Annotated in this window: 15 protein-coding genes, 4 tRNA genes and 1 pseudogene; 6 read left to right on the top strand and 14 right to left on the bottom strand. The window is 59.2% G+C overall.

The features are described 5' to 3' along the window. Positions 1 to 6: 6 nt before the first annotated feature. The 5 genes from cpaB to F6R97_RS08660 all read right to left on the bottom strand — a co-directional run bounded on the left by cpaB (position 7) and on the right by F6R97_RS08660 (position 3,232). A complete protein-coding gene (cpaB, locus tag F6R97_RS08640) occupies positions 7 to 825 on the bottom strand; it encodes a Flp pilus assembly protein CpaB (RefSeq protein ID WP_048395765.1) in 819 nt (272 codons plus the stop codon). Positions 826 to 840: 15 nt separating this feature from the next. Further along, the gene (locus F6R97_RS08645) at positions 841 to 2,169 is read right to left on the bottom strand and encodes an ATPase AAA (RefSeq protein WP_048395763.1); all 1,329 of its coding nucleotides are present in this window, start codon (positions 2,167 to 2,169) and stop codon (positions 841 to 843) included. Positions 2,170 to 2,171: 2 nt separating this feature from the next. Then, positions 2,172 to 2,702, bottom strand: coding sequence for a prepilin peptidase (locus F6R97_RS08650; protein WP_048395762.1), 531 nt, complete (start codon positions 2,700 to 2,702; stop codon positions 2,172 to 2,174). Between the two features lie 27 nt (positions 2,703 to 2,729). Then, entirely contained in the window at positions 2,730 to 2,921 is a 192-nt protein-coding gene (locus F6R97_RS08655; protein ID WP_048395760.1) for a Flp family type IVb pilin, read from the bottom strand. 119 nt (positions 2,922 to 3,040) lie between these two features. Beyond that, positions 3,041 to 3,232, bottom strand: a complete 192-nt coding sequence (locus F6R97_RS08660) for a Flp family type IVb pilin (RefSeq protein ID WP_048395758.1) — start codon at positions 3,230 to 3,232, stop codon at positions 3,041 to 3,043. Between the two features lie 410 nt (positions 3,233 to 3,642). Between F6R97_RS08660 and F6R97_RS08665 the strand changes: the two genes are divergently transcribed. Beyond that, positions 3,643 to 4,509, top strand: a complete 867-nt coding sequence (locus F6R97_RS08665) for an AraC family transcriptional regulator (protein ID WP_048395757.1) — start codon at positions 3,643 to 3,645, stop codon at positions 4,507 to 4,509. A gap of 61 nt (positions 4,510 to 4,570) precedes the next feature. Here F6R97_RS08665 and F6R97_RS08670 read toward each other — a convergent pair. From F6R97_RS08670 to F6R97_RS08685, 4 genes are all read right to left on the bottom strand, one after another. Next, positions 4,571 to 4,646 (bottom strand) — tRNA-Gly (locus tag F6R97_RS08670). Between the two features lie 3 nt (positions 4,647 to 4,649). After that, positions 4,650 to 4,725: transfer RNA gene (locus F6R97_RS08675), tRNA-Glu, on the bottom strand. A 104-nt stretch (positions 4,726 to 4,829) separates the two neighbouring features. Continuing rightward, positions 4,830 to 4,905, bottom strand: a tRNA-Gly gene (locus F6R97_RS08680). 2 nt (positions 4,906 to 4,907) lie between these two features. Continuing rightward, a tRNA-Glu gene (locus F6R97_RS08685) sits at positions 4,908 to 4,983 on the bottom strand. 394 nt (positions 4,984 to 5,377) lie between these two features. On the opposite strand from F6R97_RS08685, the gene F6R97_RS08690 reads away from it, so the two are divergent. Next, positions 5,378 to 6,136, top strand: coding sequence for a hypothetical protein (locus tag F6R97_RS08690; protein ID WP_038982048.1), 759 nt, complete (start codon positions 5,378 to 5,380; stop codon positions 6,134 to 6,136). Positions 6,137 to 6,313: 177 nt separating this feature from the next. Here F6R97_RS08690 and F6R97_RS29550 read toward each other — a convergent pair whose 3' ends face one another. The 4 genes and pseudogenes from F6R97_RS29550 to F6R97_RS08705 all read right to left on the bottom strand — a co-directional run bounded on the left by F6R97_RS29550 (position 6,314) and on the right by F6R97_RS08705 (position 10,819). Beyond that, positions 6,314 to 7,195 (bottom strand): methyl-accepting chemotaxis protein, encoded by an 882-nt coding sequence (locus tag F6R97_RS29550; RefSeq protein WP_409999789.1) that lies wholly within the window; start codon positions 7,193 to 7,195, stop codon positions 6,314 to 6,316. After that, positions 7,175 to 8,278 (bottom strand): annotated as a pseudogene (locus F6R97_RS29555) (HAMP domain-containing protein); the annotation flags it as partial. The gene F6R97_RS29550 and the pseudogene F6R97_RS29555, both read right to left, overlap by 21 nt. Positions 8,279 to 8,386: 108 nt before the next feature. Then, positions 8,387 to 9,775, bottom strand: a complete 1,389-nt coding sequence (locus tag F6R97_RS08700; protein WP_048395755.1) for a PLP-dependent aminotransferase family protein — start codon at positions 9,773 to 9,775, stop codon at positions 8,387 to 8,389. A gap of 282 nt (positions 9,776 to 10,057) precedes the next feature. Then, positions 10,058 to 10,819 (bottom strand): SDR family oxidoreductase, encoded by a 762-nt coding sequence (locus tag F6R97_RS08705; RefSeq protein ID WP_050681864.1) that lies wholly within the window; start codon positions 10,817 to 10,819, stop codon positions 10,058 to 10,060. Positions 10,820 to 11,052: 233 nt separating this feature from the next. On the opposite strand from F6R97_RS08705, the gene F6R97_RS08710 reads away from it, so the two are divergent. Beyond that, a complete protein-coding gene (locus F6R97_RS08710; protein ID WP_050681863.1) occupies positions 11,053 to 12,057 on the top strand; it encodes an NADP-dependent oxidoreductase in 1,005 nt (334 codons plus the stop codon). A gap of 130 nt (positions 12,058 to 12,187) precedes the next feature. Here F6R97_RS08710 and pyrF read toward each other — a convergent pair whose 3' ends face one another. Further along, the gene (gene pyrF / locus F6R97_RS08715) at positions 12,188 to 12,886 is read right to left on the bottom strand and encodes an orotidine-5'-phosphate decarboxylase (RefSeq protein WP_315866403.1); all 699 of its coding nucleotides are present in this window, start codon (positions 12,884 to 12,886) and stop codon (positions 12,188 to 12,190) included. Positions 12,887 to 13,178: 292 nt separating this feature from the next. Here pyrF and F6R97_RS08720 point away from each other — a divergent pair, with 292 nt between their 5' ends. From F6R97_RS08720 to xopAW, 3 genes are all read left to right on the top strand, one after another. After that, positions 13,179 to 13,937, top strand: a complete 759-nt coding sequence (locus F6R97_RS08720) for a response regulator (RefSeq protein ID WP_038982042.1) — start codon at positions 13,179 to 13,181, stop codon at positions 13,935 to 13,937. Next, positions 13,937 to 14,989 carry a HAMP domain-containing sensor histidine kinase gene (locus F6R97_RS08725; RefSeq protein ID WP_315866404.1) on the top strand — a complete coding sequence of 351 codons (1,053 nt, stop codon included), beginning with the start codon at positions 13,937 to 13,939 and terminating at the stop codon, positions 14,987 to 14,989. The genes F6R97_RS08720 and F6R97_RS08725 overlap by 1 nt, the downstream gene beginning before the upstream one ends. 233 nt (positions 14,990 to 15,222) lie before the next feature. Continuing rightward, positions 15,223 to 15,637, top strand: a 415-nt coding sequence (gene xopAW / locus F6R97_RS08730; protein ID WP_315866405.1) for a XopAW family type III secretion system calcium-binding effector, incomplete at its 3' end; no start/stop codon positions are given.

A 15,637-nucleotide genomic window follows, 5' to 3' on the forward strand; every position in this document is an offset into this window, starting at 1 on the left:
GCCCTGTCAGCGAATGTTGACTACCTTGGTTTCGATCCCGCGAATGATGGTGATAGCCCCACCACTCTCGCCGCTGCTGCGCTGCACCACGCGTTTTGGCACCGTGGCGGTGGCCACAGCCATGACGGGTGCGGCAGGCGCAACAGGTGCAACGGCCGCGATTTTTTTCTCGGAGTTCAGCGGGTTGCGCAGGGTCAGTTGCAATTTCCCTTCCGTTTGCGCCGTGACCAGGGTTTCAGCCTCTGCGGTCGTCATCTCCAGTGTCACTGCACGCACTACCACCGGTTGGGTCTTGTCGGTACCTGCCGTCTGGTCCACCGCCAACACCCGCAAGTTCTCGAGGATGGTCCTGGACACGGCACTGTTACTGCCGGCACTGGTGGTTTTGGTCGCCAGCACATCAACCCGGTTGCCTGGCAGGAGGAACCCGCCCACGCCGACCACATCGTCCACGCGGACCGATATGGCACGTTTGTCGGTCGCAATCAGAGAGGCCAGGGTGCTGCCACCCAAGTGCTCGCTCAGGCGTGCGCCGCGCATGATGTCGCCCTTCAGGATGTCAAACGTTGCGATCTTGCCTACTGCTTTGTCGGTGGAGTCGAAGGCATCGTCCGGAATCGTGTCCATGGGCATGCGCATGGTCGTGACCTGTTGGGCCTCGACCATCTGCCCGAATGGAATTTCTACCGTGGCGACCACCACGCTTCGAAGGTGGTCATCCGGGCTGGCATTGAGCCGGGCGCTCAGCCATGAGTCAGCCATCCATGCAGCCCCAAGGCCCATGACCAGGGAAACGCCTACCAGGGTAAGAGTACGAGAGCTCATGTCAGTATCTCCGTATCAAAGAAAGTCGAGCTGGACGAAGTAGTTGTGCCAGGCCCATTCCAGTTCCTGTGGCGACAGAGCCCCGGAACCGCCCAGGTAACGCTGACGGTCGAGTGCCATGTTCAGGAGATCGCGGGGATGGCAAGGCACCAGGGGCATGCCTTCACTTGCATAAAGCCTTTGCAGTACATAACGCAGCAGCAGCGGGTCGAAAGGAATGCCCAGACGCTCGCTTTCCTGACGCCAGATCTTTTCGTACTCCTCAGGCTTCAGGTAACCGAATTGCAGCTTGTAGCCAATCCGGCGAAGGAAGGCCTCATCGGCCAATTCCAGAGGATTGAGGTTGGTGGAAAACACCAGGATCAGATCGAACGGCAGCTCGCAATGTCGACCACCGCCCAGATTTATGAAATCGCGCTTCTCTTCCATCGGTACGATCCAGCGATTCAACAGCTCGGCAGGTGCCATGCGCTGGCGTCCCATGTCGTCGATGATGAACAGGCCATTGCTGGCCTTGAGCTGCAAGGCGGCCTGGTACTGACGGGTGTAGGGGTCATAGCGAACGTCCAGCTGCTCCATGCTCAACTCACCGCCCGTAATGACGATCGGGCGTTTGCAGCACAGCAGTCGACGGTCGATCCCTTCGTTGAGCATCAGAGTGTTCTGTTGACCGTTATCATCCAGGCGCTGATGCACCTGCGGGTCATAGATCTCGATCACCGACTCGTTGATGACAATGGCATGAGGCACCCAAATGGCCTCGGCGAACAGACGAATCAGCCGACTGCTGACATACGTCTTGCCGGTACCCGCGGGGCCATAAATCATGATTGCGCGCCCGGAGTTCAGCGCCACGCCCAACTGATCAAGCATCCCTTCGGTCAGCACCACACCAGCAAGGGCGTTGCGCATATCGTTGGCGTTGATGCGACCATGGTGAATGGTCTGGAGTTTGATCAGGGAACGGTAAGTACTCACCGGGAAAGGTGCCGCGCCGATGTAGCCACTGCGTGACAGGGCATCGCGGGCGGCACTGCGACCGCGTTCGGTCAGGCCATAACGCAGCATCTGCCCACTGGCTTGCCCCATCTGGCCAAGCACTTCGACACGGCCGTCCTTGCGCAGAAACGCCAGGACCTCTTCTAGCACGGCGCCGGTCAGCGCCAGGCGTTCCACCAGCCGCGGCATGTCGAGTACGCCGGCGTCATGCAGATGCTTGCACACCAACTCACCGAGAAAACTGTCTGTCAGACCGGTCTCGCGGATTGTGCATGGCTGAGGCGCCAGTCGTTGCACCGCTTCCCGATCGCTGGGGTAGGCATCACTATCGACGATGACGTGCATGACTAAGCTCCCATTCCACCAGCAACGAGTTGCCAGTAGACGCTGTTTAAAGTGCCGATCAGAATGGCGATCGAATAAGGAAAAGGTTTACCGGCTACTTCATCCGAAGCAGGCGCCAGATAGGACTGCGCCCTCAGCATCAGCCGATAGCGGCCCAGGGTTTGAAGTAATTGACCGCGGAACAGCACAATCAGGAAACCGCATACGCCGCCGGCAATCAGGCTGAACATTGCAGCCCACAACGCGTAATGAACCGGTAAAAAACTGCCGACCATGGCCATTAACTTGACGTCGCCGGCGGCCATGCCACCAAAGGCGTACATGGGCAGAAAAAACGCAAAACAGATCAGCATACCTAGCAGACTGTCACTCAATCCGCTGACACCACCTGAATAAGTCTGACTGACCAATCCCAGGGCAAGCCCCAACAGGACCAGCATGTTGGGAATACGGTGGCGAAGCAGATCGCTCACCACCGCGACGCCCAGCAGTCCTAGCAGTACAACTGTCGACACCAGCAATTCCATGGACATGGCGCGTCTCCCCTACCGGGACTATCGTTAGCAGGCCGCACCTTTGACCGCGGCGCACAGCGCTGTGATCCTGGTGTTCACTTCGCCGCCCAGAAGAACGAACATGGCGGCAACAGCGACTGTCACTAACCCACCGGCCACCGCGTACTCCACAATGGTCAAGCCATCTTCATCTTTGGCGAACTTGTTTATCGAAGTTGTGATTGTTTGCAGATTCATTTTGGGTACCTCACTTCAGCGGTGATACAGCTCAGAAAGTACATTGGTGGGGACCGTGCGAAGTCCATTGAGTTGCTCCATGGATGTCGCCGCATCCCCCCCCTCCGTGAGTTGCCCTGTCAGCAGGCAGCACCTTTGACCGCCGCGCAAAGCGCGGTGATTCTGACGTTCACGGCGGTGCCCAAAAGACCGAACATTGTGGCAACGGCCACCGTAATCAGCCCACCGGCCACCGCGTACTCCACAATGGTCAGGCCGTCTTCGTCTTTGGCGAACTTCACTACCGAAGCCTTGATTGTTTGCATGATCATTTTGCCCACCTCACTCGAATGTTGTTTTTTCGGAAGGCAGTGCGTTCTGCTCTGCCTGGATGCAACACTAGTCAGTGGCAAGGCATGGGCGTTAGGAAGATTTTGCACATCACTAGGACTTTTTTGCGGGGGTGCCAAATACGGGTCATTGGCTTTTGAAGACGTATCAAGAGGGGGCAAAACGAGGGATGGCAGGCAAAGGTGATTGGCATTGATTCACAAGCGACGAGCGGTTGATACCGGGTGTTCCAAGCCACGTCAACAAACAGTGCCCTAGACCGGCTTCAGGAAACATATAGAGCGAATAGAGCTAACTTTCGTCTTTCTTATCAGTATTTAGTCTGCAAAGTGATAGCACGTTAGCAATACTACTCAGCGAAGAGCGGCGCTAAGAACCCCAGAGTAGAGACATGACGTCCAATTTGACCAGAAGGCCAGTGCTACTGTGGTTCGATCTGACTCACGATCGTTCCACGAAGGAACTCATCGCGCAGTTCGAGGGTACCTGCGACTGCAAATTGACGAAAAACTCCGTGTTGCCCCACGGGGAACAGGCAGACATGATCTGCATCCATTTCGATCGTCCCGACACCCCTGGCTTGAGGCTGTTGCTAGAGATCAAACGCACCACCCCCACCATCCCGATCACCATGTTCACCGTGCAGCACTCGGAAGAACTGGCTGTCTGGGCCATGCGTTCCAGTGTCTGGGAATACATGGTCCTCCCGCTCTCGACCGCAGAGAAGAAGCGCTATCTGACAGCGGTGGTGCAGCTGTGCGAGTTGCGCCGAAATACCAACGGCCAGGGCCAGACATCACTGATCGATCACTCCCCGACCCTGCCGGACAGCATCCGGCTGACCTCGGGGCACCAAAAACACCAGGCACTGAGCAACGTGATGCTGTACATCGATCAGCACTTTCGGGACAGCATCGATCAGAGAGATTTGGCGAAGCGCTGCGGTATGACGACCTTTCGCTTCAGCCGCCTGTTCAAGGAAGCCAATGGCGTTGGCTTCACGGATTACATCCTGAACAAGCGCATGAGCTTCGCCAAGCAACTGCTCGACAATAGCCAGATGCCTATTACCAGCATCGGCTATGAGGCCGGCTTCAAGGACCCGTCCTACTTCGCTCGCGCCTTCAAGCAGTTCGTCAACTGCACGCCCAGCGAATACCGTTTGACCTGCCAACTTAGAGCCGTAGCAGCACAACCGGCGCTGGAGGATACAACCGCAGAAGTGCTCGAGAGTCTGGTGCAGAGCCTCGGGAGTTGAGCCGGCTTTTTTTCACGCGCATAAAAAAACGCCGCTCAATGAGCGGCGTTTTTTTTGAATTTGGAGCGGGAAACGAGACTCGAACTCGCGACCCCGACCTTGGCAAGGTCGTGCTCTACCAACTGAGCTATTCCCGCAAATGGCGTCCCCTAGGGGACTCGAACCCCTGTTACCGCCGTGAAAGGGCGGTGTCCTAGGCCACTAGACGAAGGGGACACGCTGCCCGGAACACATGGTGTGTGTTTCGGTGCCCAGATCCGCATCCGAAGATTTGGTTCTGGTTTCACTCAGCCCTGCCCGAAAGCAAAGCCGTTTAAAACTGGAGCGGGAAACGAGACTCGAACTCGCGACCCCGACCTTGGCAAGGTCGTGCTCTACCAACTGAGCTATTCCCGCATTGGCGTCCCCTAGGGGACTCGAACCCCTGTTACCGCCGTGAAAGGGCGGTGTCCTAGGCCACTAGACGAAGGGGACACACGTACAACATTCACTCCCTACCGCGTTTCGCTGTGTGCTTTACGCTGTAAGTGGCGCGCATTCTATGGATGGATTGAGGGGTCGTCAACCCCCAGATATAAATTTATTTAAATCAATGACTTCGCCCTGCTTTCAGCAGCGATTCAGGCTTTTCCGTCGCCTGACCCTGGGCGCCTGTATTCTGGCATCCATCAAGACGCTATAGTCCGCGCCGAGATGATGGCAATGTGCACCTCGCACGCTATTTACTTATATATGCAGCAATACGGCCGATACAAGCAGAGCAGTAGCCGATTCAACTCGTCGAGCGGCCCTATGCGCCCAAATGCCAAGCCACTACACTCGACTCGCACGCGAACCCCATAAAGAGGTCTTACCGGTGACACCACTCATGATCACCCTGCTAGTCGTAGCCGGGATCGCACTATTGATCGCCATTGGCTACATGAACCATGTGGTGGAAAACAACAAGCTGGAAAAGGCTCGCACCAAGGTTGAACTCAACGACCGCCTGCGTCGCTGTGGCGAAATCACCGAGACCTTCCCCGGTCAATTGATGACGCCGGCGCTCAAGCTGCTGTTGACCCGTCTGGAACTGAACGTCTGCCAGCGCCTGCTGAACCTGGAAAAAACCGGTGCCACATTAAAGGCACGGATTACCGAGCTGAATGCCTTGGTCGCCCAAGGTGAATCGATCCCGGTCAACAACCCGCCGGCTCCGATCCAGACCGAAGCCAAAGCCAAAGACGTGCGCTTCCTGCTCGAAGCCCTGCATGGCCAGATCACCCGCGCCGCACAGGATGGTTTCCTGCCGCCTAACGAAGCCAAGCGCTGGATCCGCGAGGTCCGCCACATCCTGGTCCTGCTGCACATCGAATTCTTCAACAACCTGGGCCAGCATGCTCTACAACAGAATCAGCCCGGCCAGGCCCGCCTCGCCTTTGAACGCGGCGTGCAATACCTGCGCAAACAACAGGAACCGCAGGTTTACGCAGAACAGCTGGAATACCTGGAGAAACTCCTGGCCCGCGCCAACGCCCAGGTCATGGACAAGATCGCTCCGGTTGAAGGCGAGGTGAACCAACTGACCGAAGGCCTCAAAGACGTCGAGGCTGACGCCGACTGGAAGAAAAAAGCGATCTACGACTGATCATGCAAATGCTGAAAAGCCACCGGGTCAGGTGGCTTTTTTTTGCGTTGGGATTGATGGGTGAGTGCGTCCAGCCGCAAGATCAAAAGATCGCAGCCTGCGGCAGCTCCTACGGGGTGTACGCCCGCCTTTGTAGGAGCTGGCGAAGCCTGCGATCCTTGCTTCTGCTCTTTTCTCCTACAACCTGAAGTGCCCCACCATCCCTTTCAACTCAACCCCCAACTGCGCCAACTCAATACTCGACGCCGCATTGCCCTGCATTGCCAGCGACGACTGATCCGCACTGGCGCGGATACTGGTGACACTGCGATTGATTTCCTCGGCGACTGAACTCTGCTCTTCCGCAGCCGCTGCAATCTGCTGATTCATCTGCTGAATCAACGACACCGCTGCCGCAATGCTCCCTAATGCGCTCTCGGTCTGCAACGCATCGCTCACCGCCAGCTTCACCAACTCGCCGCTGCTCTGAATCTGCTGCACCGACGACTGCGCCGCCGAGCGCAATGCACTGACCAGCCGTTCGATTTCCTCGGTCGATTGCTGGGTTCGCTTGGCCAATGCCCGAACTTCATCGGCCACCACCGCAAAGCCCCTGCCCTGCTCACCGGCCCGCGCCGCCTCGATGGCCGCATTGAGCGCCAACAGGTTGGTTTGCTCGGCGACGCTTTTGATCACGCTGAGCACCGTGCCAATGTTCTGGATTTCCGCACTGAGGCTCTCGATGCTGGAGCTGGCCGAGGTGGCCGAATCCGCCAACTGTTCAATCCGCGCCATGCTCTGACGCACCACCTGCTGACCGCTTTCGACCTTGCCATCGGCAGTCTGCGCCGCCTGGGCGGCCTCCTCCGCGTTACGTGCGACGTCGTGTACCGTGGCAGTCATCTGATTCATCGCGGTGGCGACCTGCTCGGTTTCTTCCTTCTGGCTGCTGACTTCAAGGTTGGTCTGCTCGGTCACCGCCGACAACGACTGCGCTGAGCTTGCCAGCTGTTCGATACCGGCCTGCAAACCACTGACGATATTGCTGAGCCCTGCGCCCATTTGCTGCATGGCTTGCATCAACTGGCCGATCTCGTCACGACGGGTCACTTCAATCGTTGCACTCAAATCGCCCGCAGCGATCTGCTGAGCGACACGGATCACACTGCGCAACGGCGCGACGATCAACCGGGTGATCACCCACGCAGCAATCAGCCCTACCAGCAAGGCCAATGCCGAGGAGCCGATGATCAACAGCGAGTTCTTTTTCAGCTCTGCCTGCATCGACTGATCTTCGGCAACGTACGCCTGATCCACCCGCTCCACCACTTGAGCGGCGCGCTGGTGGAGCTGCTCGTAGACGGTCTTTTCCTGCGCCAATAACCCGGTGTACTCGGCGAGTTTTTCACTGAAACCGGCGATGTGACCGGCCACTTCATTGAGGACGGTCTGGTACCCCTCATCCTTGATCGTGGTTTTCAGTTGTTCGGCTTGGGTCAGTGCCTGATCGGCTTGCTCGATCTTGCCCTGCCCGCCGCTGTCATCGCCCTTGCGGCTCTGGTCCAGGCGTACGCGCGCTTCGTTCATGGCCTGCAACATCAGCCGCGAAACCTGGCTGACCTGATTGGCCTGCTCGATGAACTGCGCGCCGTCCTTGCCCGCGGATTCCTTCAAGGTATAGGCACCATCATCGGCGAGCCCGGCCTGCAGCACGTCCAGGTTATTGGCCACGCTGGACACCGACCAACTGGCCATTTCCAGCGCCAGGTCCTTGGCCTGACTCAGCGAGACGAACTCGTCAAAAGCCTTGCGATAAGCCCCCAGAGATTGCTCGACGTCATTCATGACCGGCACGTTGGCCGCTGACTGGGCCTTGAGCTGGGTCGCCAGAGCGATCAGAGCGTCCACCCCTGCGCGCAAGGCGTCCGCGGTTTTCGGATTACCGTGCAAGGCGTATTCCTGCTCGAGCAGGCGAACCTTGAGCAAACCACTGTTGAGCGACGACATCTGCTTGAGCCCGTCGAAGCGCTGACTGATGGTTTGCAGGGACCATACGCCAATGGCCGCCACCAGGGCCGTCAACAGCAGCACCAGTACAAACCCGACACCCAGTTTTTTCGCCATACCGAGGTTGGCAAAACGTCCTTGCACGGCCGAAATCATTGCGCTTAGTCCCCTGCCATTGTCTGTTGATGCAGATTCGCAACGGGCTTGTGCCAGCACAAGTCTCCGGCGTCGGAATAATGGCAAAAAGCTACGCCCGCGTCGTTTTCAGAACGCTTGAGGTCGATCCCGAGCGGTGGCCTGAAAAAACGCCCGAGCGCGAGGATCACAGGCATAGGCGACGTTGATGCGCTGCCAGTCGTGAGCTTGACCAGTCGGACTGAACGCCGTTGCGCAAGACAGCAGAACACCGAAGCGCCGCGCCTGAGTTCGCACCTGAGCGTAGTCGGACTTGCGCGATCGCGCCCAGATGAACAGGCCACCCGCCGGCTTGCCGAAAACCTCCCACTCCGCGTCTTCGAGCACCTGCAAGGCCGCTTCCCTGCCAATGCTTAAACGCTGGCGCTGACGCAGCACCAATTTGCGATAGGCACCACTGGCCAACAGACAAGCCAGCACCGACTCGCTAAACCGCGAAGCCCCCATGCTGCTGATCATCTTGACCTGCGCCAGTCGCGAAATTACATCGGTACTGGCCACTACAAAGCCAACCCGCAACGAACTGCTGAGGGTTTTGGAGTAGCTGCCGACGTAGATCACGTTGTCATCGATGCCCAGTGCCGCAAGGCGTGTGCCGGGACCGCTGTGAAAATCCGCATAGACGTCGTCTTCGATCACCAGCGCGCCATGGTTTTTGGCCAGTTGCAGGACCTGCTGAGCCACCCCCGTGGTCAAACTGCTGCCTGTGGGGTTGTGATAAAAGCTGTTGATGAACAAGCCACGGGGTTTGTACTTCAACAACAGTGCCTCAAGTGCATCGGTATCTGGCCCGCGAGGGGTTCGTGGCACCTCGATCATGCTGACCCCATGCAGCCTGAGCAAATCAAACAACATCGAATAACCGGGGCTCTCCACCACCACGCAATCGCCCGGTTTGAATAGGGTACGCACAATCAGATCGAGCCCATGACTGGCCCCCGCTGTGGTCAGTATTCGGCTTTCATCCACCTCGATACACAGCTGTTTCAGTCGTTTGAGGATCTGCTGGCGCAAAGCAGGCAGACCCAGCGGCGTGCTGTAATTGAACAACCCGGCCATGTCGGTGCGGCAGACCTGGCGTATGGCGTAGCTCAGGTCGTCAGTCTCGCGCCAGCTTTCGGGTAATCCGCCGCAACCCAGTTTCAGTTCACCGACCAGGCCGCTCTGCTGCTCAACCCCTTCGGACCAGGAAAGATCCCGTTGCCCCTGAACGGCCAGCACCGTTGCCGCGACAAAGAAACCCGCCCCGTTGCGCGTCGCCAGTACACCTTGAGCCACAAGCCGTTCACAGGCCTCGATGACACTGGATTGACTGAGCAGATTTATCCGTGCGATTTGCCGCACGGAAGGCAAACGCGTCCCCGGCGACACCTCGTCGCGACGGAGCCAGTCGGCCAATGCGTCGACGATTTGCTGCACGACAGGCACCAATGCCTGTCGATCGATTCTCAACTCCATGAGCAAGCAAACTCCTGTCCGTTTTGCGGGAAACAGTTAATCACAGGAGCGCTCGAGGGGATGTGCGACAACGCCGCCAAAACCCTCAGATCTAATCATTTGAAACACATTGACCGGCGTCTTCAGGGAACCGGAGCCGATCGATAAAAAAACCTGTGGGAGCGGGCTTGCCCGCGATAGCGGTGTATCAGACAACATTGATGTCGACTGACACGCCCTCATCGCGGGCAAGCCCGCTCCCACATGGATTGCGCTTTGACACGCATTACGCGGCCTGCAGCATTAAAACGCCGTAACCCCACCATCCACCGCCAGCGAATGACCGGTGGTGAATGCCGCGCCATCGCTGCACAGATAGAGCACCGCGCTGGCAATTTCTTCGACTTTGCCAATACGCCCGACCGGGTGCATGGCATTGGCGAACTCGCCCTTCTTCGGGTCCGCTTCATAGGCTCGACGGAACATGTCAGTGTCGATCACCGCCGGGCACACCGCATTCACGCGAATCTTTTTCTTGGCGTATTCGATGGCCGCCGATTTGGTCAGGCCGATCACCGCGTGTTTCGAGGCAGCGTAGATGCTCATCTTCGGCGCAGCGCCCAGGCCGGCGACCGAAGCGGTGTTGACGATCGCGCCGCCGCCTTGGGCCAGCAGCAACGGCAGCTGATACTTCATGCACAGCCAGACGCCTTTGACGTTGACGCCGATGATCGCGTCGAACTCATCGATCGTACCGTCGGCCAGTTTGCCTTTCTCGATTTCGATGCCGGCATTGTTGAAGGCATAGTCGAGACGGCCGTAGGTATTCACCACCTCGTCCATCAGATTTTTTACATCGCCTTCCAGCGTGACGTTGCAGCGCACGAAAGCCGCTTCACCGCCCGCGGTGCGAATCAGCGCCACCGTGCCTTCACCACCGGCCGCGTCCAGATCGGCGACCACCACTTTCAAACCTTCGGCGGCGAATGCCAAAGCGGTCGCGCGGCCAATACCATTGGCCGCGCCTGTCACAACGGCAACCTGGCCAGAAAACGTCATGCTCATTGTTATGTCCTCAGAGGGAATGCAGGGGATCGCGTGTGCCCAGTCTAGTCACAGGGGCGTATGTCACGGCAGCACTATCAGAAGGTCGGTTGGTTACCCATGAGTTGCAGTGATAGAACCGCTGCCGTGACTATCACTGCACTGGATCGATGTGCATTCGCAGCGTCAGCCAACCTTGCAGCATCGCCCATGAAGGTCTATCAACAAGACTTCATTCATCTTGAGTGCCTGTCATGACTACCCAGACCAATCGTCAGTTCCTGCTCGCCAAACGTCCCGTGGGGGCGGCCACCCGTGAGACGTTCACCTATCAAGAAGTACCGGTCGGCGAACCGGCGGCGGGTCAGATCCTGGTCAAGAATGAATACCTGTCCCTGGACCCGGCCATGCGTGGCTGGATGAACGAGGGCAAGTCCTACATCCCTCCGGTCGGCATTGGCGAAGTCATGCGTGCATTGGGCGTAGGCAAAGTCGTCGCTTCAAACAATCCGGGTTTCGCCGTGGGGGACTACGTCAATGGCGCCCTCGGCGTGCAGGATTACTTTCTCGGCGAGCCGCGTGGTTTCTACAAGGTCGATCCGAAACTGGCGCCGCTGCCGCGCTATTTATCCGCGCTGGGCATGACCGGGATGACCGCCTACTTCGCCCTGCTCGATGTTGGCGCGCCGAAAGCCGGCGACACCGTGGTGCTGTCGGGCGCGGCTGGCGCGGTGGGCAGTATTGCCGGGCAGATTGCCAAGATCAAAGGTTGCCGGGTGGTCGGCATTGCCGGCGGTGCGGACAAGTGCAAGTTCCTGATCGATGAACTGGGTTTTGACGGTGCCATCGACTACAAAAACGAAGACGTGCAGGCCGGCCTCAAGCGCGAATGCCCGAAAGGCGTCGACGTGTATTTCGATAACGTCGGCGGCGATATTCTCGACGCTGTGCTGAGCCGCCTGAACATGAAGGCGCGGGTGGTGATTTGCGGTGCCATCAGCCAGTACAACAACAAGGAAGCGGTCAAAGGCCCGGCCAACTACCTGTCGCTGCTGGTCAACCGCGCGCGGATGGAAGGCTTTGTGGTGATGGATTACGCCGCGCAGTTCGGCGCTGCCGGGCAGGAAATGGCCGGCTGGATGGCCAAGGGGCAGCTCAAGAGCAAGGAAGATATTGTCGAAGGGCTGGAAACGTTCCCGGAGACGCTGATGAAATTGTTCAGCGGCGAGAATTTCGGGAAGTTGGTGTTGAAGGTTTAACCCATACCCGCAAACAACACTGACCCATGTGGGAGCGGGCTTGCCCGCGATGAGGGCGTGTCAGTCAACATCAATGTTGCCTGATACACCGCTATCGCGGGCAAGCCCGCTCCCACGGGTTTAGCGGCGTTTAAGCGAGTTCGGCCACTACGGCCGCCAACGCCTTCGCCGGATCCGCCGCCTGGCTGATCGGACGCCCGATCACCAGATAGTCGGAACCGGCCTCCAGCGCCTGACGCGGGGTCAGGATGCGGCGTTGATCGTCCTGTGCACTGCCCGCCGGACGAATCCCTGGGGTCACCAGTTGCAGCGACGGGTGAGCGGCTTTCAAGGCCCGGGCTTCCAGGGCCGAGCAGACCAGACCGTCCAGCCCGGCTTTTTCCGCCAGCGCGGCCAGGCGCAGCACCTGCTCCTGTGGCTCGATGTCCAGACCGATACCCGCCAGATCCTCACGTTCCATGCTGGTCAGCACGGTCACGCCGATCAACAACGGTTTCGGGTCGCTGCGCTGATCGAGCACTTCACGGCAGGCGGCCATCATGCGCAGACCGCCGGAGCAGTGCACATTGACCATCCACACGCCCATTTCCGCGGCGGCCTTGACGGCCATGGCGGTGGTGTTCGGAATGTCGTGGAACTTGAGGTCCAGGAACACTTCGAAGCCTTTGTCGCGCAGGGTGCCGACGATTTCCGAGGCGCAACTGGTGAACAGTTCTTTACCGACTTTGACCCGGCACAGCTTCGGGTCCAATTGATCGGCCAGCTTCAGTGCGGCGTCACGGGTAGGGAAATCCAGGGCGACGATGATAGGCGTCTGGCAGGCGGACATGAGTGGGCTCTCAGGCAAGTCGAAATCGGCGCGCATTGTAGCGGAACCAGCGCCGCTGCGGGACCCGATGATCGGTAATTCGTCGTCGCGGCTTAGACAAGACTAGCTGCTGCGGCAATTGTGTCGAGTTCGGTACATACACGACACGCCCACAACACCCTTCAACGCTACCCTCGGCAGCCGCAACAGGTCCTACAGCACTTCCCGCCTCACGGCCGGACGCCTATGCTGAAGCCACAACCTCGCAGCCTATCTTTGTGGTTGGCAGCCTATCTGGCAGATGAACGCACGCATGCACAACTCCCCAGCACCTCTGAACGACGATCAAAAAGCGCCGGCCGACGATAAACGCTGGAGCATTCGCGCCCTGATCGTCGACGATGACGTCCCGATCCGTGAACTGATGATCGACTACCTGGCCCGGTTCAATATCCACGCCAGCGGTGTCACCGATGGCGCCGCCATGCGTCAGGCGCTGCAAGCCGAGCATTTCGACGTGGTGGTGCTCGACCTGATGCTGCCCGGCGAAGACGGCTTGTCGTTGTGCCGCTGGTTGCGCGCAGAATCGGACATCCCGATCCTGATGCTCACCGCCCGCTGCGAACCCACCGACCGGATCATCGGCCTGGAACTGGGCGCCGACGACTACATGGCCAAGCCATTCGAACCGCGGGAACTGGTCGCGCGAATTCAGACGATTCTGCGTCGGGTGCGCGACGACCGCACCGAACAGCGTGCGAATATTCGCTTCGACACCTGGCGCTTGAACAGCGTGCTGCGCCAGTTAATCGCCGCCGATGGCCTGGTGGTGCCGTTGTCCAACGCCGAGTTCCGTTTGCTCTGGGTGTTCATCGAACGTCCGCGCCGGGTACTCAGCCGCGAACAACTGCTGGACGCCGCCCGTGGTCGCTCGATCGAAGCCTTTGACCGCAGCATCGATTTGCTCGTCTCGCGTCTGCGCCAGAAACTCGGTGATGACCCGAAAGCCCCACAACTGATCAAGACCGTTCGCGGCGAGGGTTATCTGTTCGACGCACGAGACATCGGTTGATGCGTGCGCGCTTCGATACGCTGTTCGGCCGCCTGTTTGGCGTGCTGCTGCTGGCGATCGTACTGGCGCACGTGTTGGCGTTCCTCTGGTTCAGGCATTACGGGCCACCGCCTCCCCCTCCTCCGCCGTCGGAATTTTCCGAGCGCTTCGACGGACAACGCCCACCACCGGACCCGCGCTTCGGCAACCGGCCGCCACGGCCGTGGTTCGGTGGGCCGCTGGTGCCGCTGACCTTTCAGTTTGTCTCGCTGATCATCGCCGCCTGGTACGGCGCCAAGCTGCTGACCCGGCCGATTCAACGCCTGAGCGACGCCGCCGAGCGCCTGAGTGAAAATCTCGACAGTCCCCCGCTGGATGAGTCCGGGCCACGGGAAGCGCGGCAAGCGGCCCACACCTTCAATCTGATGCAGCAACGCATTCTTGAACAGATGCAGCAGCGCTCGCGGATGCTTGGCGCGGTGTCCCATGACCTGCGCACGCCGCTGTCGCGACTCAAGCTGCGACTGGAGCAGATCGACGACGACAAGCTGCAAGGCCAGATGCGTCAGGACCTGGACGACATGATCAGCATGCTCGATTCCACCCTCACCTACCTGCACGAACAGCGCACCAGCGAGGCGCCACAATGGATGGATGTGCAGGCGCTGGTGGAATCCCTGAGCGAAAACGCCCAAGACCAGGGCGCCAACGTCCAGGCCAGCGGCCATTGCGCCCCGCTGCAGGTTCAGCCGATGGCTTTGCGCTCGTGTATTAACAACCTGCTGGACAACGCCTTGCGTTATGCCGGGGACGCGCTGATCACGCTAGAGGACAGCCGCGAGGAACTAGTGATTAAGGTCATCGACCATGGCCCGGGTATCGCGGCGGATAAACGTGAAGCGGTGTTCGAACCGTTCTTTCGCCTGGAAGGTTCGCGTAATCGCAACTCCGGCGGCGTCGGTCTGGGCATGACCATCGCCCGGGAAGCAGCGGTGCGTCTGGGTGGGCAGTTGAGCCTGGAAGAAACTTCCGGGGGAGGCCTGACGGCGGTCATCCGCCTGCCCCGTCTCTAAGCCACAACGACTCTCCTGTGGGAGCGGGCTTGCCCGCGATAGCGGTCTGACAGCCAACATCGATGTTGAATGTGCCGGCCTCATCGCGGGCAAGCCCGCTCCCACAGGATTTGAGCCTGACCAATACTTGTGTGTACCGGACGGTACAAACCCCACATACCCACGACACCTTATCCCTTGAGGCTGCATAAGCCGGTGTACCCACCGGTTTCCCATTCCAAGGAGTGAGCACAATGATCGGTAGTGTCAGTAACGACACGAGCTATACCAGCACCCGCAGCAACTCCACCAACAGTGCCCGCAGCCAGCAATTCCAGAAAGACCTGGTCGCCAAACTCGACAGGAACAGCGATGGGGCAGTGGATCAGGGCGGGCTCACGAGCGCTCTGTCGCAGAAAACCGACGACGGTCTGCTGGTCAGCCTGAGCAAAAACTTCAGCGACCTGGGCAGCGACGAAAGCGGCAGCCTGAGCAGCGAGGAAATGGCCGCGATGGCCCCTGCGCCACCGCCACCGCGCGATAACGCGCCGAGCACCGCACTCGCCGATGCGCTGATCATCGCTTTGGACACTGACGCCGACGGCTCCATCACCAGCGCTGAAATGAGCAACGGCCTGACCAGCGCCGGCAGCACGGCCGACAGCGCAG

The sequence above is a fragment of the Pseudomonas sp. JV414 genome, assembly GCF_032424305.1.
Classification (GTDB): Bacteria; Pseudomonadota; Gammaproteobacteria; order Pseudomonadales; family Pseudomonadaceae; genus Aquipseudomonas; species Aquipseudomonas lini.